General features: G+C 33.5%; 18 protein-coding genes. 14 read left to right on the top strand and 4 right to left on the bottom strand.

The window, feature by feature from the left end; translation table 11 throughout:
* The first annotated feature begins 4 nt into the window (after window positions 1-4).
* Window positions 5-1,006: a PorP/SprF family type IX secretion system membrane protein gene (locus ACXAFS_RS09355; RefSeq protein ID WP_475306548.1), complete on the top strand. Its 1,002-nt coding sequence runs from the start codon at window positions 5-7 to the stop codon at window positions 1,004-1,006.
* 460 nt (window positions 1,007-1,466) lie between these two features.
* Here ACXAFS_RS09355 and ACXAFS_RS09350 read toward each other — a convergent pair whose 3' ends face one another.
* The 3 genes from ACXAFS_RS09350 to sqr are packed head-to-tail and all read right to left on the bottom strand — an operon-like array spanning window position 1,467 to window position 3,554.
* Entirely contained in the window at window positions 1,467-1,940 is a 474-nt protein-coding gene (locus ACXAFS_RS09350; RefSeq protein ID WP_475306546.1) for a DsrE/DsrF/DrsH-like family protein, read from the bottom strand.
* 33 nt (window positions 1,941-1,973) lie between these two features.
* Entirely contained in the window at window positions 1,974-2,282 is a 309-nt protein-coding gene (locus tag ACXAFS_RS09345) for a TusE/DsrC/DsvC family sulfur relay protein (RefSeq protein ID WP_475306545.1), read from the bottom strand.
* 33 nt (window positions 2,283-2,315) lie between these two features.
* On the bottom strand, window positions 2,316-3,554 hold the full coding sequence (gene sqr / locus ACXAFS_RS09340) for a type III sulfide quinone reductase, selenoprotein subtype (protein WP_475306544.1): 1,239 nt from the start codon (window positions 3,552-3,554) through the stop codon (window positions 2,316-2,318).
* Between the two features lie 322 nt (window positions 3,555-3,876).
* Here sqr and ACXAFS_RS09335 point away from each other — a divergent pair, with 322 nt between their 5' ends.
* The 13 genes from ACXAFS_RS09335 (at window position 3,877) to ACXAFS_RS09275 (ending at window position 21,081) form a co-directional block, all read left to right on the top strand.
* A complete protein-coding gene (locus ACXAFS_RS09335; protein WP_475306542.1) occupies window positions 3,877-5,319 on the top strand; it encodes an OmpP1/FadL family transporter in 1,443 nt (480 codons plus the stop codon).
* Window positions 5,320-6,841: 1,522 nt separating this feature from the next.
* Window positions 6,842-7,132, top strand: coding sequence for a DUF2188 domain-containing protein (locus ACXAFS_RS09330; RefSeq protein ID WP_475306541.1), 291 nt, complete (start codon window positions 6,842-6,844; stop codon window positions 7,130-7,132).
* 314 nt (window positions 7,133-7,446) lie between these two features.
* Window positions 7,447-8,916 (top strand): peroxidase family protein, encoded by a 1,470-nt coding sequence (locus tag ACXAFS_RS09325; protein ID WP_475306540.1) that lies wholly within the window; start codon window positions 7,447-7,449, stop codon window positions 8,914-8,916.
* Window positions 8,917-9,148: 232 nt separating this feature from the next.
* Window positions 9,149-9,412, top strand: a complete 264-nt coding sequence (locus ACXAFS_RS09320) for a hypothetical protein (protein WP_475306539.1) — start codon at window positions 9,149-9,151, stop codon at window positions 9,410-9,412.
* Window positions 9,412-10,572, top strand: a complete 1,161-nt coding sequence (locus tag ACXAFS_RS09315) for a hypothetical protein (RefSeq protein ID WP_475306537.1) — start codon at window positions 9,412-9,414, stop codon at window positions 10,570-10,572. The genes ACXAFS_RS09320 and ACXAFS_RS09315 overlap by 1 nt, the downstream gene beginning before the upstream one ends.
* 48 nt (window positions 10,573-10,620) lie before the next feature.
* A complete protein-coding gene (locus ACXAFS_RS09310) occupies window positions 10,621-11,064 on the top strand; it encodes a hypothetical protein (protein ID WP_475306535.1) in 444 nt (147 codons plus the stop codon).
* A complete protein-coding gene (locus ACXAFS_RS09305; RefSeq protein WP_475306534.1) occupies window positions 11,061-12,728 on the top strand; it encodes a hypothetical protein in 1,668 nt (555 codons plus the stop codon). The genes ACXAFS_RS09310 and ACXAFS_RS09305 overlap by 4 nt, the downstream gene beginning before the upstream one ends.
* Before the next feature lie 158 nt (window positions 12,729-12,886).
* Window positions 12,887-15,589 (top strand): DNA methyltransferase, encoded by a 2,703-nt coding sequence (locus ACXAFS_RS09300; protein WP_475306532.1) that lies wholly within the window; start codon window positions 12,887-12,889, stop codon window positions 15,587-15,589.
* Window positions 15,589-15,942: a hypothetical protein gene (locus ACXAFS_RS09295; protein ID WP_475306531.1), complete on the top strand. Its 354-nt coding sequence runs from the start codon at window positions 15,589-15,591 to the stop codon at window positions 15,940-15,942. Before ACXAFS_RS09300 ends, ACXAFS_RS09295 begins: the two co-directional genes overlap by 1 nt.
* A 2-nt stretch (window positions 15,943-15,944) precedes the next feature.
* Window positions 15,945-17,882, top strand: a complete 1,938-nt coding sequence (locus tag ACXAFS_RS09290) for a DEAD/DEAH box helicase (protein WP_475306530.1) — start codon at window positions 15,945-15,947, stop codon at window positions 17,880-17,882.
* Complete coding sequence (locus tag ACXAFS_RS09285; RefSeq protein ID WP_475306528.1) at window positions 17,875-19,077, top strand: GIY-YIG nuclease family protein; 1,203 nt, start codon at window positions 17,875-17,877, stop codon at window positions 19,075-19,077. Before ACXAFS_RS09290 ends, ACXAFS_RS09285 begins: the two co-directional genes overlap by 8 nt.
* Window position 19,078: 1 nt before the next feature.
* Complete coding sequence (locus ACXAFS_RS09280; protein ID WP_475306527.1) at window positions 19,079-20,287, top strand: putative phage abortive infection protein; 1,209 nt, start codon at window positions 19,079-19,081, stop codon at window positions 20,285-20,287.
* A 5-nt stretch (window positions 20,288-20,292) separates the two neighbouring features.
* Window positions 20,293-21,081: a hypothetical protein gene (locus tag ACXAFS_RS09275; protein ID WP_475306526.1), complete on the top strand. Its 789-nt coding sequence runs from the start codon at window positions 20,293-20,295 to the stop codon at window positions 21,079-21,081.
* Between the two features lie 81 nt (window positions 21,082-21,162).
* Here the strand turns inward: ACXAFS_RS09275 and ACXAFS_RS09270 are convergent, their stop codons facing one another.
* Window positions 21,163-21,963: a hypothetical protein gene (locus ACXAFS_RS09270; RefSeq protein ID WP_475306525.1), complete on the bottom strand. Its 801-nt coding sequence runs from the start codon at window positions 21,961-21,963 to the stop codon at window positions 21,163-21,165.
* Window positions 21,964-21,984 lie beyond the last annotated feature (21 nt).

The raw sequence follows: 21,984 nt of genomic DNA, 5'->3' as shown, positions 1-21,984 counted from the left end.
CCTTATGACTTTAAGACCCATATTTACCTTAATTATACTTATATGCTGTTGGACCGTTAGCGCTCAAGATCCAGTTTTTACACAGTCTAATTATATACAAGAAACGTTAAATCCTGCCTTTTCTGGTTTTGAGGATAACGACCGTATTGCAGCTGGTATTTTGAGCCGTGTGCAATGGCCTAATCTCGATTTGCAAATTCACACACAGTATGCCTATGTGAATAAGTCGTATGATTATGGTCCTAGTCTCGGCTTTGGAATTGGTTTGAATGCCGTTTGGCAGTACGAATCGTTTAATAATTATAATTACGCTCAAGTCAATCTTAATTATGCGCATCGTATTAATTTGAATAATGGTTGGTATTTTAGACCAGCAGTAGAAGTTGGAGTAGGAAATAAGAGCAACCGTTTTAGGAATCTCACCTTAGCCGATCAGATTAATATTAATTCAGGATTTATCAATCCAGTATCGGTTGATCCACTAGCGAGCCGATTAAATAGTATTTACTTTTTAGATATTAATGCTGGTTTTATTGTTGAACGCCAAACCTTTAATGATATCAGCTATTGGATAGGTGGTTCGGTACGACACCTTAATCGTCCTAATATTTCTATTGTTGAAGGTGAAAAGTTACCGCTTGATATTTTTTATTCCTTTCATGGTAATGTTCGTTTTCCGTTTTTACATGATAATACCATTATGATGACCACCAACCTCATGGTGCAAGGTCCTTATAATCGTCTAGATGTTGGTACTATATTTCAGCTCGATGCTATTTTGCTAGGACTAACAGCAGCTACCAATCCTGCACGTAATGATGGTAACGCACATCTATTAACATCGGTTAATGCCTTTGTAGGCTTTGAGTATGATACCTTTCGATTTGGCTTTTCCTATGATAAGAATACCTCAAATATTGGACGCACCGATGGTGTATACGAGTTGTCTATGACGTATTTGTCGCGTTGCAGACGTTGTAATAAGGATCGTAGTCGGAAGAAGTAGGTTTATAGACTATTAGACTTTTAGATGGTTAGATGGTTAGATGGTTAGACGGTTAGATTGTTAGACTTTTAGATTGCTTCGTTCGTTCCTCACTCTTAGTCACGCTTCAACTGCATTGGCAAAATACGTATCGACAGTAGAAAGACTTTTTGGTTTGATTTTGGTTTTCAAAAATGAACGTAAAGAAAGACATAGAGGACAAAGCTATAAATTGAATACTAGATTCCGTGTCAAGCACGGAATGACAAAAAATAATTAAGGTAATAATAAACAGATTGCCGCGTCGCTACGCTTCTCGCAATAATACTTCAAACTTAATAATCAAAATATCGTCGTACTTATGATTTGGACATCGTCGGAAACGCTAAAAGGATTGCGGTATATATTATCGGTTAAGAAAACATATACCGCAATTACCCAAACGTCAAAACTTAATTACAACGTATTGTAATGTTTTAGTTTATATAAACAGAAGGTGTGTGCCTTCCTCATTAGCACGACTGTAAAAATCACCAATCGTAATGATGCCATCTAGCTCATCAATAAAGTCTTCCTCTTTAAGGTGGAACATTTCAACAGCGAGTTTACAACCCCAAAGTTTACAACCAGAATCTGAAAGGATTTCTAAAAATTCGCCTACAGGAGGCATATCTAGTTTTTCCATTTCTTTTTTCATCATTTTGGTTGCCAAGGCTTCAACACCTGGTAAACCACCTAACATTGTTGGTATGTGCATTGCAGGATTCCCTACGGTAGCTACATGGAGGTTATCTAATTTTTTCTTTTGTATGGCTTCTAAACCGAAGAATGTAAAGAATATTTCAGATTCTATGCCTTCCATACGTGCTCCGTTTGCCATTACAAAGGCTGCGTAAACATTCTCAATCGTTGCTTTAGATAAAATGAAAAGCATTTTTTTAACTTTTGTGCCCATGATGATGTGTTTTAATGAGGTTAATAATGCGCTTTAAATACAGCTCTTTGGTTTAGGAATTCCAGCGATTTTAGTCGATACTTTTAAAGGACCACCAGGAAACAGGTTATAGAATTCCTTGATGTTTATCACACCACTTTTTTTGATTCCTCTAATTGATAGTGGTTCTTCTTTATGGTGTTTGTCTTGTAAGTATTCAATGACCTCCCAATGTTTTTGGGTCATTACCACATTACATTCGCCTGCAATACATTCACAAACTTCACGATTCCATTGGTTAAAATCCGTTAAATACCCTTCTTCGTTAACATCGATTTCTCTATTTGCAATTAATTTTTTCATGATTTTAAAATTTTAAAGGTTTTTATATTAGTGTTATGCTTCGATTTTTTTGCCTTTGGTAGACATATTTCTACCAACAAATGGAATAGGAATGCCTTTGAGTAGCATATTCCAATAGATCCATCTAAATGCTAATTTTCCCCAATGGTTAAAGACACTTTCTTTTAGTAATTTAAGAGGCCCAAACGTGGCAAATGGGAATGTCCCATGTACGGGTTCTTGTTCATAATTAAAATCAATTAATAAGGCTTTATTATCACCTGTTTCAATAAAACAATTGGCATGACCATCGAATTCTTCTTTTAAACTTTGGCCTTGCAGATATAACATAATGTTATCTGTAAGTGTTTCTGCCTGAAAATGGGCTACAGAACCTGCTTTAGATGCAGGGACATTAGTAGCGTCGCCAATAACAAATATGTTTTCATGTGCCTTAGATTGCAATGTATGTTTATGTGTTGGTATAAAGTTTAAATCATCTCCCATTCCAGAGCGTTCTATAACTTCATCACCCATATTTGTTGGTACAGTGACTAGTAAATCAAATGGAATTTCCTTATCTACATAATCGACAATTGCTTTCCTTTCATTATCCACTTCCATTATAGCAAAATCCGTCTCTATCTTAATATTTTTCTCTTTTAATAAGTAGTTTAATGCCTTAGTACATGAAGGTTTAGTAAAAGCACCATCTAATGGAGTTACGTATGTAATATCCACTTTATCTCGCATACCTTTATTCTTAAAGAAAGAATCTGCCAAAAATGCAAACTCTAAAGGAGCAACAGGACACTTTATAGGCATCTCAGTAATATGTACTACCAATTTACCACCTTCCCATGTACGTAGTTTTTCTCTAAGGGCTTTGGCACCTTCATAAGTATAAAAGTCAAAAATATCCTTTCGCCATAATGGTCCTAATAACCCGTCGGTTTCATCAGGTGCAATTTTAGATCCTGTAGCTACGATAAGAATATCATAGTTAATGTTATCATCATTTTCCAGAACTACCTTATTGTCATCAGGAACAATGAGTTCTATCTTTTTCTGAATGTAGTTTACACCCTTAGGGATAAATTTTTTGCCCACCTTTTTTACCTGATCTTCTGTATAAGTATCAAAAGGTAAAAACAAAAACCCAGGTTGGTAATAATGTGTTTTATATTGGTCTATAATGGTAATTTGCCATTCCTTTTTAGGGAGTTTTTTTACCAGATGGTTTGCCATCATTGTACCTGCAGTACCAGCTCCTAAAATCACTAAATTTTTCATCGGACTTTAATTTTGGTTATGTGTTCAATCATCTTCTGATTTCTATTGGTAAAGTTACTGTGATAGCTCAAAATTGAGTATGACAATTGTCATGTGCTATTGTAACAAATGTTACACAAGAAAATAATCTCGAAAGACTTGTTTTTAAAGGGGTTTGCAACAACTGGTTTTTCTAAAACTTATCTATGACTTTTGTCATACATCTTCACGTATTTGCCTTTTATTTTTGTTAGTGGCTAAGTGCTAACCAAAATTCGATAATGCGATAAAACGATATATTCTAAAGCCATTTTATTCGCAGAATGTTTAAAACTTTCTCATTATGAAAACATCATTTATTAAACTCATTGTATTACTCTTTTCGCTCGGCATATATGCCCAAACGGGTCATATCATGCAAGGCGTTGGATCTGTAAATATGTCTATGGGTGGAGCTGCAACGGCACAACCATTAGACATTTCTGGTGCTATGCATTGGAATCCAGCAGCCATATCTGCTTTTGATGATAACATATTAAAGTTCGATTTGGGCTTTTTCTTTTCATCACCAGAATTAAGTTCAAGCTTACCAGCAGGTATGTTGTACCAAGCAGGTGACTTTGGTCCTGGTTCACCAGCATCACCTCCTGTATTTGGTACCACTAAAGACGATAGAGGTATGTCTTATATGCCTGCTATCGGCATGGTTTGGGGCAATGCAAACAGCAAACACACCTTTGGTGTATCGGCATTTGGTATTAGTGGTTTTGGTGTCACGTTTCCACAAGAAACCAATTTACCAATGGATATGAGCGGTAATCCGAATATGGATTGGAATCCAAACAATTCAAATCCTCTTAACTGGCCTCAAGGCCTTAATGGATTTGGGCATATTGAGTCCGACTACATGTTGTTGCAAGTTAGTGGTACGTATGCTTATGAGCTTAACGATAAACTATCTATAGGTATACAACCTAATTTTAACTATGCCGCATTAGAATTAAATCCTAACCCAATAGCGTCACCAGATTTCCCAGCATCAATGGGAGGCACAGGTAAGGGCTACCCAAAAGCTGATAGTACACCAGCCTTTGGCTTTGGTGCACAGTTAGGTATATTTTACGATTCAAGTTCTGGTTTAAAACTTGGGGCTTCCTACAAAACCAATCAAACATTTGGAGCTTTTGAATTTGATAACAAATATCTCGATGGTACAGATGCAACAGATGTAGAATTTCAGATGGATTATCCTGCGATTATGTCGCTAGGGTTGGGCTATTCATGTACTAATTTTGACTTTGCTTTAGACTTTAGACGTGTATTTTATGAAAATACTGAAGGTTTTGAAGCTAGTGGCTGGGAGATTGGAGATAATGGTTTTCCTACCGGAGCTGTCAAAGGCTTTGGATGGCAAGATATTTCCATTCTTTCCGTTGGTTTTCAATATAAAGGTCTTAATAAGTTGCCAATGCGTATTGGATACACTTACAGCGGCAATCCTATAGATGAAGACTTAACATTTTTCTCAACACCAGCAACCGCCATTATCAAAAACGCCTACCAATTTGGATTGAGTTATGAGATTAATGATAACTGGAGACTCGATGCTGTGTATCATTATGGTGATAGCAATGGTAGTACGGAAGGACAAATTTTAGATCCAAGAGCGATTACTCCAAATAATCCATTGGGTGAGTTGCCTGGTACATCAGTATCTTATGACATGACGACGTCTATGGCCATGTTTGGGGTTAATTATACATTCAATAAAAAGGTAAAAGATTAATGTAAACCTTAGAATTGTCGGATACTTTTAATAATTCTATTTGAAAAAATCCAGTACTACGGTACTGGATTTTTGCTTTTTAGAGGATTGAATTCTGTATCAAAGCTTCCTATTGGTAGATGGGTATGGAATGACAAAAGAGTAGTCAGTAGTCAGATTATTAGACTTTTAGATAATTAGATTGTTAGATTGCTGCGTCGCTACCCTTCTCGCAATGACGCTTCATAGATAAATTATAAAAATAGCATCGTACTTGCGATTCCGACATCGTCGGAAAACCAACAATTTTAAGAAGTAATGAGCTAGGGATATAATTGGGATATGTATGAAGGATTGAAACACCAGACTCTAATATGTTATTAAATAATCAATTATTAGCGAATGGTGCTTAAGCAACTTCCTATAAATTGTTTTGATTTTTTTGATTCGTTTTTTTATCAAGAAAAAAATGAATGGAAAGGTTTCTTGATATATAATTTAGATAGTCGAAGTGAGATTTTGTATGTTCATTTTTGAAGCACCAAAAATGAACCAAAAAGTGCTTCGCTGTAAGAGGAAATTACAGCGTACCGTTCGCTTTAGTGTTTTGTGATTTTTCTTTATAACTGGATTTAGTGGTTGCCTACTTGATTTTGGTTTGTAATGCTGTTTTTACAGCTCACTATTTCTGCTTACAGCGGTTTCCGACTGTGTCGGAATTTCAAGATGATTTTAGTGGTTAGTGATTGGATTATTAGACTTTTAGATAATTAGACATCTAGATTGCCACGTCGCTATGCTTCTCGCAATGACACTATAATTTAGATTGTCAAAATAGCATCGTACTTGCAATTCCGACACCGTCGGAAAACCAACAATTTTAAGAAGTAATGAGCTCGGAATATAATTGGGAAATGTATGAAGAATTGAAATACCAGACCATTAATATGTTATTAAATAATCAATTATTAGCGAATGGTGCTTGAGCAACTTCCTATAAATTGTTTTGATTTTTTGGGTAGCCTGTCCTGAGCACAGTCGAAGGGTTTTGGTCTTCAAAAATGAACGTAAAGAAATAGAGAATAAAGCTATAAACTCAATACTAGATTCCGTGTCAAGCACGGAATGACAAAAGCGTAATTGCGTTAATAACTAACAGGTTGCTACGTCGCTACGCTTCTCGCAATGACATTTCGGCTGGGCTCAGTACAGGCTCGAAGGGTAGTCATTGTAGTTACTATTCTTTTTTAATGGCTAAAAAAGAACCAAAAAAGCCTTTTGCTGTAAGAGGAAATTACAACGTACCGTTCGCTTTAGTGCTTTATGATTTTTCTTTATAACTGGATTTAGAAGTAGCCTACTTGATTTTGGTTTGTAATACTGTTTTTACAGCTCACTATTTCTGCTTACAGCAGTTTCCGACCTTGTCGGAATTTCAAGATGGGTTTTAGTAGTTAGGGATTAGGTATTAGTAGTTAGGGATTAGTGGAAAAATAGGCTACTTCATAAAAAATATTACATTTACAACACCTAAACACCAACAATGCCCAAACAAAATACCTTAGCCGATGCTGTTCAGCAATTGATTACAGCTATTCTAAAAGCTTTAGGGTATCACAGCACACCAAAGCGTACCTGGCATCAACATGTGGTGCCTTACGAAGAGGGATGGGCTGTGCGTCGTGAGGGCAACAAGCGTATTACCTCAAAACATCGTAAGCAAGGTACAGCGATACGCAAAGCCAAAACGTTGGCCAAACGTTATAATGCCGATGTTATTATCCATCGTGCCAGTGGTGGTATTCGTAAGCGGTTGAGTTATAAGGACAGGTGATAAGTCCGCTGTAATGCAAAAGCTTTTTGGTGCGATTCACGAAACAATTTTCTATCAAAATAGCAATCACAATCATTTTATAATGTGTTTGCTTGTAGGTAAATACTTGATATTCAGTTGTTTTGTGGTGCTTTTCTTGTCGTTGGTCTAATAAAAGACAGTTGTTACAGAAAATGCATTAATTTAAAACATCCTTTAGGTACCGTATCCTTAGCGGTATATAATTACATAATTCGTTGTTGACCATAAACGTGTAAAATTTATTACTGGACATAAGTTTTACAACTAGGCATGTAACTTAAAAATCAACGAATATGAAAAACACAAGAAACCATGGTAGACATAGTTTTGCGGGTAAAAACGAACTATGTACAATGACCTCTTATAACCAAGAGCGTATTGGTAGATTTGGCAGAATGTTTAGGGAACTCCATCCATTATACCTAAATCCTAAAACACTAGCAGACTTAGGGGCTAAAAATGGGCCTATGGATGCTAAGACCACTCCAAAATTCACCAATGACATCCCTTTGGGTATGATATTCTTTGGTCAATTTGTAGATCATGATATTACCTTTGATACCAGTTCTAACTTTAGCAGTATCAATGATCCTAATGCTATAGAGAATACCAGAACTGCCCATCTGGATTTAGATTGCGTATTTGGAAGTGGTCCCGAAGATGAACCTTTTTTGTATGATGATCCCAATGGTAGAGGTCTCTATTTGTTAACCGGTAAAACCAATAAAAATCATGGCCAATTGGCCAAACACGAAAAGCACGATTTACCACGTACAGGTACAGGTACCGCTATTATAGGCGATCCTCGAAATGATGAAAACCGTGTATTGTCCCAATTTCAATTGGCTATGGTACGTTTTTATAATGCGGTTTATGACGATATAAAGAAAGATTATGCAGCTAAAGGATTAGAACGCTCTGCTGTAGACATCTATGAAGAAGCACGCGAAAGTGTTACTTGGCATTACCAATGGATTGTTGTCAACGATTTCTTGCCAAGCCTTTGTGGTCATAAAATTGTGAATGATATTCTAGGCAAGGGAAGACAGTTCTATAAGCCCTGTGAAGAATCATTTATACCAGTCGAATTTTCGGTAGCCGCCTATAGGTTTGGGCATTCCATGATAGCACAAAACTTAAAGTTACAGGTCAGTGGTGATGCACATAGTATCTTTTCAGATGAATTCGGTAAAGGCTTTTCCAAAATAAATGACGACAAACAGGTTGTGGAATGGGAAACGCTTTTTGATATCGATGGGACTTTTCAAAAAGCAGAGCAATTAGATACCAAACTTGCGAGCATACTATTAGAGTTGCCATTTATAAGATCTACCAATGCCGCAGATAAGTCTTTAGCCACAAGAAACCTAAGGCGCGGTCAAAGCTTTTTGCTGCCATCGGGAGAAAGTGTAGCAGTCCATATGAATAGACCTACAAGCGAAGTCGATGACGTAAAGAATCTCATCAACAATCTAGCGGATACCCACAATATTAATCTCGATGCAGGGACGCCATTATGGTTCTATATTTTAGCAGAAGCAGAAGAAATTGGTAAGCTAAAACTAGATGGTGGTAGTATCCCAGGCGAAGGTTTAGGACCTGTTGGTGCCACTATTGTGGCGGAAGTTATTATTGGCTTGTTAGAGCTCGATAACCATTCCTATCTAGGAAGCAATAGAGACTGGACTCCAACCTTAGGTACCGATAATGCCTTTATGATGAGCGATTTAATAGCCAAGTCCTTAACAGCGGTTAATTTATAGTGTAATACCATTTAATAGATTTTTATTACCATATATCTAAATAATAGTTAAGATACTGGTATTATTAATATCTTCAAAATAATTCCCTAAGTACCGTTTCCTTAGCGGTATATAATTACATAATTCGTTGTTGACCGCATCGGATGGCAGTATACCCAATATTGGGTATGGTTTGCTATGATGCATGTTATTAATTTTAGTTCTTAGTAATACAATAAAATTTAGAGCATAAATGTCTGAACTCAACGATAAAAAAAAGGAGCTTCTTAAATCCATAGGATTTCCAGTTGACAAGTTACCTGAAAGTAAATTAAATCTATTTATTGAAAGTATTGATGATAGTTTTATTGAAGATACTTCTATAGATTTTGATCATTTCATAGAAAAATTTGATTTAGCCAAAGAAGTACAAAATATACTCGCTTCAGATAATAGTGACATTGTTAATTTATTAAAGCAGTTAGAAAAACTACGTAAGAAAAAAAAAGGTGAATAATGAGTATTACCGAATTTGAGGAAGAAATAGAACGTCGCAGAAACACATTTATTGATGCATTAAATGAGATGCTTATTACCGAAAACACTGCGTCTGACGATTTACAAAACTTGCAGATAATTATTAATGATGTTCATAGAAAGGCAACAAGCTATTTTAATAAGTTTGAAGAGTCCATTGCGCTATATGAACATGAAGATTATAAAGCTGGGAAAAATATTCAATTAGCCAAGGTCAATAATACAAAAATAGTTCTTGATACTATTGTAAATTTTTGGCAAGTATTCAACAACACATACAGACCTATAAAAGGGCTTAGCATACCTATACCTAATGAATCTGCTTATCAAACTATGCAGCAGTATTTGTCATCTTTTGATAAAGATAGTGCCAAAGCATTAGAAAAAAGATTTAGAGCAAATCAGTTACCAATTGCTGGTTTTATTTCAAAGCATAAGTTCAATCCAATAAATTATATTCAAATGACAAAAAAACAACAAATAACATTCGGAATTATAGCAGGTGTAGTATTGCTTATCGCATTAATGGTAATTGCATTGGTCTTTGGTTGTCAAACGCAACAGGCAGATAAAATCTTTTCTGTAGTGTTAGCTTTGGCTGGTGGAGCATTTGCTATGGCTTTAACAGGCACATTTGCATTTAATAATAAAATTGTTAACGCAGGTGGTCCTTTAGGAGTGTTTGCGCTACTTTTCTTTTTTAATCCAGCACAAGTAGAAGATTTTAAATCTTGCCAAACCGATATCTCAGGTACCATCTATTATGGGGATGATATTGTAGATAATGTAGGTGTCAAACTTATTAAGTCAGACCAGTCTACTAGCACCAATGCCAATGGCAATTTTACAGTTAATAGTGTAGATTTTGCATCACTTCCTGAGCTTGTAGAAGTTAAGCTAACTAAAAGACGTATACAGTTAGATTCTATTATTAAGATTAATAAAAAAGACTTAGAAGGATCGATAAATATCAAATTACCAAAGCATTGTGTTACCTGTACAAGAACTGACTCAACAGGTGTCCATGCAGGTAGAGTACAAAAATGCTCAGCATCAAACAATTATATTCAAAACTATATAAAAGGTTATACTAAAAAAAGCAGTGAGCTAAAACTTAATGTGGATTGCATAGAAAACTAATTTGTAATTGTAGAAAGTGAAAATTAATGACTAAATAAAATTATAATTATGAACACAAAATGGAATGCCAAAAATAATAGAGGAGAATTTGAATACATGTCATCAAGAGGCAATTCACTTAAAGGTGTGATTACTAAAATAGATTCAAAAAATTCTAGGTTAATAATTGAAAAAAACGATTTTAAATCAAAAAGTTATGCGAAATCTATTGTTAAGAAAAATGTTAAAGGATTGAATACTAATCAACTAGAAAATATTGTGTTCAGTTATTATAATACTGGGGATTCAATATGGACTAGGGTACAACATCATACAAATACTTCTGGAGCAGATTTACCAAGTAATGCAAAGGATCATTACAATGGAGCAATCCCTAATTGTGGAGGAGACACTCTCGATTATCCGACTAAAGCAAAATACACTGGAAAGATTCGTGAGAAATGTAATAACAATAACTTATTAAAGACATATTATAAATATAAAGTGGTATGAGAAAAATAAATGTAAAAATAACAATACTTGTATTTACAATTTTAATGATAGTAAGTTGTAAATCTAATCCAAGGCTGACAAACTTAGATAGAGGACTTTTTAAAATAGAAGATTTAGATGCTAATCTTGCAGAATCCATAATTGGGTCTAACGTTAAAATTATACCTCTTGAGAAACCAACGCCTGCCAAAAAAGAAAAAGCTAAGACTTTTTTTAGTTTAAACGACTCAACACAAGTTACTTATTTGAGAATCTTAAGTGACATGGTTGGTAATAACCCAGACACTTTAATTAAGTATATAAAAACTGACCTTTCTAACCCGGCAAAATCCAGTTCTAAAATTACTAAAACGGATTATTCTAAATTCAATGTTAGGATTCACCTGTCTACCATAAAAGATTACGCAGAATATGATAAAGAAATGATGAGAAGAAGAGATGCAAATACAGAAGGATTTAGCTACTCCAGAAGGAATCACACAATGCTTCATCCAAATACAAGACTATCATATCTCAATACCAGATTAGAACTGGATGACAATAACATCATAGAATTTTTAACAATAGATAAGTTAGAAAACGAGTTTGAGTTAATTGATTTAGGTTCTTTAGAGCGACAGCAAGAAGTTACATTTAATTCTAAGGTCTCTGCAGAATATGGTGGTGGTACAACCACAGATTCTAAAAGAACAACAAGTTTAGATAGATCAAATCCTAAGGGTACTACAGTTATTAATAAATATGATGAAAATGGAAATCTTATTGAAAGTCAAACCACCGACGATAGAACATCTGCTGGCAATAGGTCAAGTGAAAATAATGAATCAAGAAACATAAATACAGGAGCGTCTGGAGAAGCTTCATTTTCCAATAAAGACGCCATAAAAGAAGCGCTAAATATCAAAGCAAATCGATTAAAATCTGGTTTTTCATTTAGTCCGTCTCAAATTACCTTATCTCAAAAAGCAGGTAACCTCAGAGAAATTGCAGATAATGTTATTGTCACTGCAACGATGCAAATAAAAGACAACCAGCTAATACCTGACGATATTTACAGTTTTCGTAATCTTTTTAATGATTCAGGAGCAAATCCTTTTTCTAAGGTGATAATGGATAGGAGAACCGTTAAATATTTTCCTTGCAAGGAGGCTAATTATGAAGATGTAAATTTAAAAGCGACACTAAATGGTGTTATTAGAAAAGTAAGAAATCAAAGAAGAGGAAGAAGTAATTATGAATTTGATGACAAAGTAACCTATCATTTATTTGAATATGAAAATGATGTTCCGTCCAAAATTAATTTATCGGAATATTGCATAAGGTCATTAAACGTAAAGATTAAGATTGATGGATTAAATAATGCATTGACACTAAAAACAGAGTATCCAACAACTCAAGACATAACATTACTTTCTACAGACAACCCAAACTTATTTGTCACGTGGTTAAACAGACAGTTTGAGTATATTAGAAATACACCAATAAAAGACATAGATAGAGGTAGATTTGTGCATCCAATCTACAAGATATTTATTAGGTATCCTGGAGGTAATAAGACCTATATAATTAACGACAAACCACCAACAGATGGCGACTTAGCAACTCTAAAACAAGTTGTAGAGGCTGAGACATCAAATGTGAATCCTGAGCCGTCAAAAGGATAAGTCATATTGATTAATGCAAATACAAGTTTTGTCAATAATTTATAAACCAAGCCCTTGCAAACCCAAGGGCTTTTTGTAAATTTATTGTCCTTAAAAAATAGCTTCTTAAAGTCCTTTAAACATTATTAAATAACTGTTTATAACAGTGTTCTAAATTTATGACCGCTACTCAAATAGAAAAAAACGTCATTGAATTAGTTGGTAACTTCAACAAAGAAGAATTTGTATTTGACTTACTCAAAGCATACGGTATTTCAAAAACTTCGATTACCCGTCTAAAAAAAGGTGATTTCAATTTATCTAAAGTCGAAGGGGAAGTTCTCTATAAAAGTAAAATGCTTTTTAAAGAAGTTGAGACTGGAACACTTTTAACCGTTATCGATGACCTTACCAAAGAACCTGAATCTCTAAAGCACAATCCACGTTTTGTAATTGTAACAGACTACAAAACATTAGTAGCTAAAGACATCAGAACAGGTGCAACTTTAGATATACCTATTCTTGAAATTCATAAGCACTTTAGCTTCTTTTTGCCTTGGGCTGGTCAAGAAAAGTATTCTCAAAAAAATGAGAATTATGCCGACAGAAAAGCGTCATACAAAATGGCGAAGCTCTATGATATATTGGTGACTGAAAACCCTAACATCTATGATGATGGCGGTCATAATCTAAATATCTTTCTATCTCGTTTATTGTTTTGCTTTTTTGCAGAAGATACCGACATATTCCCTATTGAGGGGATGTTTACAGATACCTTGACACAACATACCAAAGAAGATGGTAGCGATGTCAATATGTTTTTAGATAGACTCTTTAAGGTCCTGAATACTAAAGATAACAGTAATGAAGCATCCCACTTTAGAGAGTTTCCTTATGTAAATGGTGGTTTGTTTAGAGATACCATTGTGTCACCACAATTTACTAAAGAGGCACGTAAAATTATTTTAGACTGTGGTGATTTAGACTGGAGTGAAATTAACCCAGATATTTTTGGGTCTATGATACAGGCAGTGGTAAATCCTGCGTATCGTAGCGGTTTGGGTATGCATTATACCTCTGTCCCAAATATTATGAAGGTAATTGAACCTTTGTTTTTAAATGAGTTGTATGATGAGTTTGAAAAGCATAAAGAAAACCCTAAAAAACTACGCCAATTAATATACAGAATATCCAAACTTAAAATATTTGATCCTGCTTGTGGTAGCGGTAACTTCTTAATTATTGCTTATAAAGAACTACGAAAATTAGAAATAAAAATATGGCAACAGATTAATGAGTTAGAACCGCAATACTCTTTTGTGTTTACCGAAGTAAAACTCTCACAATTCTATGGTATAGAGTTGGACGACTTCGCTCACGAAATGGCAATTTTGTCTTTATGGTTAGCTGAACACCAAATGAACAAAATCTTTATAGATGAGTTGTTTGATTTTGGTAGAGCCAAACCTATTTTACCATTAAAAGAAGCAGGTCATATCACACAAGGTAATGCAACTCGTTTAAATTGGGAAGATACCTGTCCTAAAAACGAAGATGATGAAATCTATATTTTAGGAAATCCACCTTATTTGGGAACACGTAATCAGGACAAACACCAGAAATTAGAAATGAAAAGTGTTTTTCATTCAATAAAGAAAAGTGGTAAGCTTGATTATATTTCTTGTTGGTTTTTGTTGGCATCAAATTTTATTAAGAACACTAAAAACAAATATGCATTTGTTTCTACAAACTCTATTTGTCAAGGAGAACAAGTGCCTATTCTGTGGCCTTTAGTGTTAGGTGATGAACTTGAAATTACCTTTGCTTATCCCTCGTTCAAATGGAGCAATAATGCAAAAGGTGGTGCTGGAGTGACTGTAGTTATTATTGGAGTTGGACAAAAAAGCAATTCTATTAAAAAATTGTATTTAGAAAATAAAATTAAAAGTAAAGTTAAGGAGATAAACCCTTATTTAGCAGGAGCACCAACAATTTATGTAAATAGTAAAAGTAAACCAATAAATGGATTGCCCATTATGGTTAGAGGGAACTATACAGGGTGTTGTAATGCTTTAATATTAACGCTCGAAGAAAAAAACGAATTGATTAAAAAGCATTCTGATTCGGTTAAGTTCATAAAACCATTGATCGGTTCGTCTGAATTAATTAGTGGAATTTCAAGATATTGTTTGTGGATTTCTAATAGCAATTTGGATGAGGCAAAAAAGATTGTGCCGATTCTTAATAGAATTAATGAAGTGAAAACTGAAAGATTAAAAAGTACGGATAAAGGTCAAAATCAAATAGCAAATAAGTCTCATCAGTTCAGAGAATTTAATGAAACTACCTTACAATCTATAGTTATTCCTGTTGTATCATCAGAAAGCAGAAAATATATTCCTATAGGTTTCATACAGCCTGGAGAGATAGTACCTAATTCAGCACAAATAATTTATGATTGTGAAACTTGGGTTTTTGGAGTTGTGAGTTCAAGAATGCATATGTGTTGGTTGAATTTAGTAGCTGGTAGGCTTGAAAATCGAATAAGGTATTCTTCCTCTATTTGTTATAATACTTTTCCGTTCCCAGAAATCAATCAAAAGCAAAAAGAACAAATCAATTTACACGTTTTTGAGGTATTAGCAGAGCGAGAAAAGCATTCGGGTAAAACTTTAGCACAATTATACGACCCAGATAAAATGCCTAAAGGTTTAAAAGAAGCACATCATCAATTAGATTTAGCAATAGAGCGTTGTTATCGTTTAAAACCTTTTGAGAGTGATACAGAACGTTTAGAGTATCTTTTTAAAGAATATGAAAAGATGATAAATAAAAATACCTTGTTAGAAAAACCGAAAAAGAAACGTAAAAAGAATGCTTAATGAAACGGTTTATTGGTAAAATTTATTGGTTTGAAGGGTTTTTTAAAGAAGAGATTTTCTCAACTTATGAGAGTGTTACTATTCAAAGAGCAATTTTAGAAAATAATATTTTTAAGATTAGTTATGCTAATGATAAAAATGATATAAATGCACTAATAAGTTTAAAATCTAATGATGGTTTTTCTTTTGCTGGTTCCACAAAGGGAATAGACGATGATAAGTTTTCAGGAAAAATTAATTTAGAATATTATCAAAACAAAAAGAAAAGTATCTTAATCGGTAAATGGATAGATGAAGGAGAAATTGATACTTGTTTAATTGAGTTAACAGAAGTAAAAGAGTTTAAAGATTAGATATGCCAGATATAGTTCACGTAAAATACCAACAAACAGGTAAAAGTAAAAGCACTAACGAATTAGGTATGCGAGAAATGCAACAAAAAGCATTTGAGGCTCGTACAGCCCAATATTTACTCATAAAAGCACCACCAGCTTCAGGGAAATCTCGTGCCTTAATGTTTATTGGTTTAGATAAATTAATCAACCAAGGGATTAAAAAGGTTATTGTTGCTGTACCTGAAAGGTCCATAGGTAGCTCATTTGCTAAAACAGAGTTAAAAAAACACGGTTTTTTTGCAGATTGGATTCCTAATCCTAAATACAATCTATGTACACCTGGTGGTGATCAAAGTAAAGTAAAAGCATTTTTAGAGTTTTTAGAAACAGATGAACAAATATTAATATGTACACATGCAACATTACGCTTTGCTTTTGAAGCAATCGACGAAAAACAATTAAACGACTGCTTGTTGGCAATAGATGAATTTCACCACGTTTCTGTAGATGGTGATAATAAATTAGGTTTGGTTTTAAGTAGTGTTATGGACAAATCTAATGCTCACGTCGTAGCAATGACAGGGTCATTTTTTAGAGGGGATTCAGTTCCTATTTTATTACCAGAAGATGAAGCGAAGTTTATAAAAGTAAAATACGATTACTACCAACAGTTGAACGGCTATAATTATTTAAAATCGTTAGGAATTGGTTATCATTTTTATCAAGGGAGATATACATCAGCCATTAATGAAGTTTTGAATGAAAAAAAGAAGACGATTGTACATATTCCTAATGTAAATGCTGGTGAGTCTACCAAAGATAAGTATGAAGAAGTCAATAGAATTATTGACAGTTTAGGAGAATTAGAATATCAAGACCCAGAAACAGGGGTATTGTATGTAAAGAGTAAAAAAACTGATAAAACTCTAAAGATTGCAGATTTAGTTCACGATAACCAAAAGGATAGAGATAAAATACAAGAATATTTGCGTAACATAAATGATGTTGACGATATAGATATTATTATAGCATTAGGTATGGCTAAAGAAGGTTTTGATTGGCCATATTGCGAACACGCTTTAACAGTAGGCTATAGAGGGTCGTTAACTGAAATTATTCAAATAATTGGTAGAGCAACAAGAGATAGTGAAAACAAAACGCACGCACAGTTTACCAATTTAATAGCGCAACCAGATGCAGAAGATGATTTGGTGAAACTATCAGTTAATAATATGCTGAAGGCTATTACTGCTTCCTTACTAATGGAGCAAGTTTTAGCACCAAATTGGAAGTTTAAACCAAAATTTCCAGAAGAAGATGAGGAAGACACAGACGATGACGATGATACAATAAAAATAAGAGGGTTCAAGCTACCAAGTTCACAAAGAGCTAAAGATATTATTGAAAGTGATTTGAATGACTTGAAGGCAAAAATTATGCAAGATGACCAAATGCTAAAAGCAATGCCTGGTAATGTGGACCCAGAGGTTATTAATAAAGTCTTAATCCCTAAAATAATCAAAGAAACCTATCCCGATTTATCCGATGAAGAAGTAGAAGCGGTACGTCAACACGTTGTTGTAGATTCTGTTATTAAGAACGGAACTATTGAAGAACAAGGAGATAAACGATTCATTCGTATGGCAGATAGTTTTGTGAATATTGATGATATTAATATTGATTTAATAGATACAATCAACCCTTTCCAAAAAGCATTTGAGATATTATCTAAATCGGTAACAGCATCAGTATTTAAAGCAATCCAAGAAACTATTGATGCTACAAGAATAACAATGACCGAAGAAGAGGCTATTATTTTATGGCCTAAAATAAAGAATTGGATAGCAAAAACAGGTGAGCAACCCAGCATTCAATCTTTTGACCCCCAAGAAAGACGATTAGCGGAAGCTATTATATTTTTAAAAGAAGCAAAACGAAAAGCAGCAGCTAATGAGTAAGAAAAAAACATTGGATGATATTTTTAATGATGATGAGTTTGGGATATTAGATTCAAAACCCAAAAACTCTAATGTGAAAACAGAAGATGAACGCTTAATTGAATCGTTCCAAGAAATTAATGCTTTTTACGAAAAACATCACAGAGAGCCTGAAGCTACCAATGTAACTGAGTTCAAATTACTTTCAAGATTAAAGGCTTTAAGAAATGACCCAAATAAAACAGCCATTTTAAAGCCTTATGACAACCACAATCTACTCAATACAAAAGAAGAGGTAAAGTCAGTTGCAGATATACTAAAGGATGATGATTTAGGGATATTAGACACCGAAGAAACCTTATCTATTTTTAAACTAAAAAACGTTCCAAATTCAGCAGATAGAGCAGAATCTGATTTTGTAGCACAAAGAACGGCTATGAAAGATGAAGAGTTTTTGCCTTATGAATCGATGTTTAAAAAGGTTCAAAAACAAATACGGGAAAGAAAAATAGCTTTAAAAAGATTTAGAAATCCAGAAAAGAATTTAAAAAAAGGAAATTTTTACGTACTTGATGGAGTGCTTTTATATTTAGAAGAAATTGATTTAAGTAGAACCCTTGAAGATGAACCTGTAAGTGATAAAAACAGAAAAGATGGTCGTACAAGGATAATATTTGAAAATGGTACTAAAAGTAATATGCTTTATCGGTCTTTAGGTAAACAACTGCTTAACAACGGACATTTAGTAACTAAAACAGAATTAGAAACATCTAAAGAATTATTTAATAATGTAAATGCTGTAAATGAAGAAGATTTAGAGTCAGGGTGGATCTATGTATTAAAATCAAAATCTTCTCACAAAGACATCAAACAATTTATAAACCTTTATAAAATAGGATATTCAACAGTTCCAGTGCCCGAACGTATTAAGAATGCTTCAAAGGAGGCTACATATTTAATGGCAGATGTTGAAATTGTCGCATCATATAAAGCTTATAACCTCAATGCTCAAAAGTTTGAAAATTTAATACATCGTTTTTTTGCAGAAGTATGTCTAAACATAGACATAAATGATGATAAAGGAAGAAGAATTACACCAAGAGAATGGTTTGTAGTGCCGTTAGCTATAATAGATAAGGTAATTCAATTAATACTATCTGGTGATATTATAAAATACAGGTATGATAACGTAAATAAAATTTTAGTAAAAAAATAATATGTCAATACTAATTGCTTTATGTTTAATTGTAGCGATACCTAGCTTTGCAATTTCAATACTTCTGTTATTAGATAAGTACAACACATATGGTTATAAATTATTTAAAGGCAATAGTAATATTATTATTGTTTCGTTTTTTCTTTTATCTGTATCTCTATTAATATTAATTTTTGTTCTAAATTACACTAACACCATAATTGAGAATAGTAATGGTGATTATAAAAATATTGGTCCACTTGGTGATATCATAGGTGGTTTATTAAATCCAGTAGTCGCATTTATTGGTATTATAGCAGCCTCTTTAGCTTTTTATGCGCAATATCGTGCCAATGCTCAAGTCCAAAAACAATTTCAAATACAACAATTTGAATCTCAATTTTACGAAATGCTTCGTTTGCATAAAGAAAATGTAAACGAAATGAAGATTACTGGATATGATGTATCTATTCAAAAATCTACTCAAGAGATAGAGGTTGAAAATGGAATTTCGACTAAAAATAGAACTACTACTGAATCTCAAATAGTAAAAATTACTGAATCAAGAAAGGTTTTTGTTACAATGCATACAGAATTGATTGCTTTATATGAATTTTTAGAATTTTATAATAAACAATATGAGACTTCATTTGACAAAGAAGATTTATTGGCTTATGCTTACAAGCTTTTTTTCTTTGGAATTAAATCGGACATTCCATCATCTGAAGTTATAGATGATCTTTCAATGATTCGCTTTAAAAACCATTTGAATAATGTAAGAAATAGACATAGGATAAGTAATGGAAAAACCAATGTTTTTGAAAGAGCTAATAAAGATGTTTGGATGACAAATGTGGAATTGTATATTAAATATAGTCCTTTTTCTGGTCACGAATCAAGGTTAGGTCATTACTATAGACATTTGTATTCGACGGTTAAGTTTGTGGTCAGTAAGGAAGGAACATTATTTGATTACAAGCAGATTAGAGAATATTTAAAAATTTTAAGGTCTCAAATGTCCAATGATGAACAACTTATGCTATATTATAATTGTATCATAGGGTTTGGTCAAGATTGGGAAATAAACGGATTTCTTACAAAGTATAGAATGATTCATAATTTACCTGTAGATAAGGTTAAGTATGCTACTCACCCCAGAGTACATTTCAGAAAATATATAAATTCTTTAAAAAAAGAAGATGGACCTTTATTTGAGTGGGGTGATAATTAAGAACTATGACAATAAAAACACTAAAGTATTATTCTGATATTGCTCATAAAATTCTTAATTCTGAAACACAGTATCTATCAAATAAAACAATTATTTCAAAATTATTTAATAATCAAATTACTAATGATTTTGAGGGTTTTGTAAAAAATAGGTTAACAATTATAGATAGTTACTACTCAACTCAAATGAGTAAGCGTTTATATGGTATTGATGAATTAGCTAAAGCTATTTCTGTTTGTTCTGATGATACTTTACAAAAACAGACAGTAAAATTCCTTAATAACCCAAGTGAGGATAATATAATAAGCTCGTTATTTCTGAAAGAATATGGTATAGACAAATCGGGTAAACCTTTTGGTAAAGCAATCTCGTTAATATCTAAATACATATATTTCTTAAACGATGGGAATTTCCCCATTTATGATAGTTTGGCAATAGATGCATACAAGCTATTTAAAAAGAATGACCTTGTAAAGACTAAAGTTGCAATAGGTGAAGACAATTACTTTGATTATATGAAGCAACTAAATATGCTTTCTAATGTTAACAACTACGAAAAGTTAGATAATTTACTTTGGTTAACTGGAAAATTATCTAAAGGTAGTTTTGCTATTTTAATGACAAAAGATAAATATGAAGGTTTAGTTAGCGATTTAAAAAATGACTTATTAAAAGCTAATAGTAAGCAAAAGGATAATATTATCAGAAACCATATCAAAAAAATATATTCTAATTCAAAACTATTTACAGATGAACAGAAGTTATTTTTTGAATTTGTTTTTAGTCTAGAGTAGCAAAAATCCCGCACAGCAAAACCATACGGGATCAAATTAAAGAATCTAAAACTCTAATACTCTAAAGCTCTAAACCTCTACCTATCCAGCAACAGCAATTTTCATACTATGGCCTTGCGCCAACTCGTACAAATCACCATTAACCTCTTGGTAAAATACAATACCAGTAGCAGCATACAATGCCGTAGTCACAGGTATCGGAGCATAAGCCGTTAAATCAACGGTCAAATCTGTAACAGCACCAACCATGCCACCAAGCGCAATAGCATTACTATAAGCAATACCACCAACACCATTTGGGGTCTCTTCAACAGGCTCATACAGTTTAAGTGCAGGTTCCCACTCATAATTACTAACATACCCAGCCGCTAAAACCAACTTACAATGCGTGGCACCCGTTGGAATATCTATGTAATTGGTAGTTTCAAAATCTGGGATAGACCACGTCACCGTATCCCTATTAGCGTTAATAGTTGGGCCAGTAGAAGGAGCATTAAATTGCACATCAAAAAGTTTAAACTTATTAAAGTTAAGACCAATAAAGCTCTCGGTATTATCTACCAGGTTAATATTACGCTGTCCACGCAAACCAGCACCAGAGTTCATCAAGCGACGAATAACACCTGCAACGCGACTACTAATCTGGGAGTCAGCAACGATTCTAACAATAGAAGCAAAGCTTTCTCTAAAACTTTTACCACATCGATTCGCACCAGCAAACTCTTGCATATTCTCACGAGTACGCTGATATTCTGGCGAATGCATAATGCGATTTCTACTCACACGACTCTTTGTTTTTACAAAGTTCTGACCATCTTTTCTGTAAAAGGTCAATCCCTCTAGGGTACCTTCTAATCTTACAAACGAATTGTTTCTTGCCATGATTTTAATGATTTAGGACAT

The organism is Winogradskyella sp. ABM4_392 (assembly GCF_056160445.1).
The sequence above is the reverse complement of the archived record's forward strand: the minus strand, read 5'-3'. Positions and strand labels throughout refer to the sequence as shown.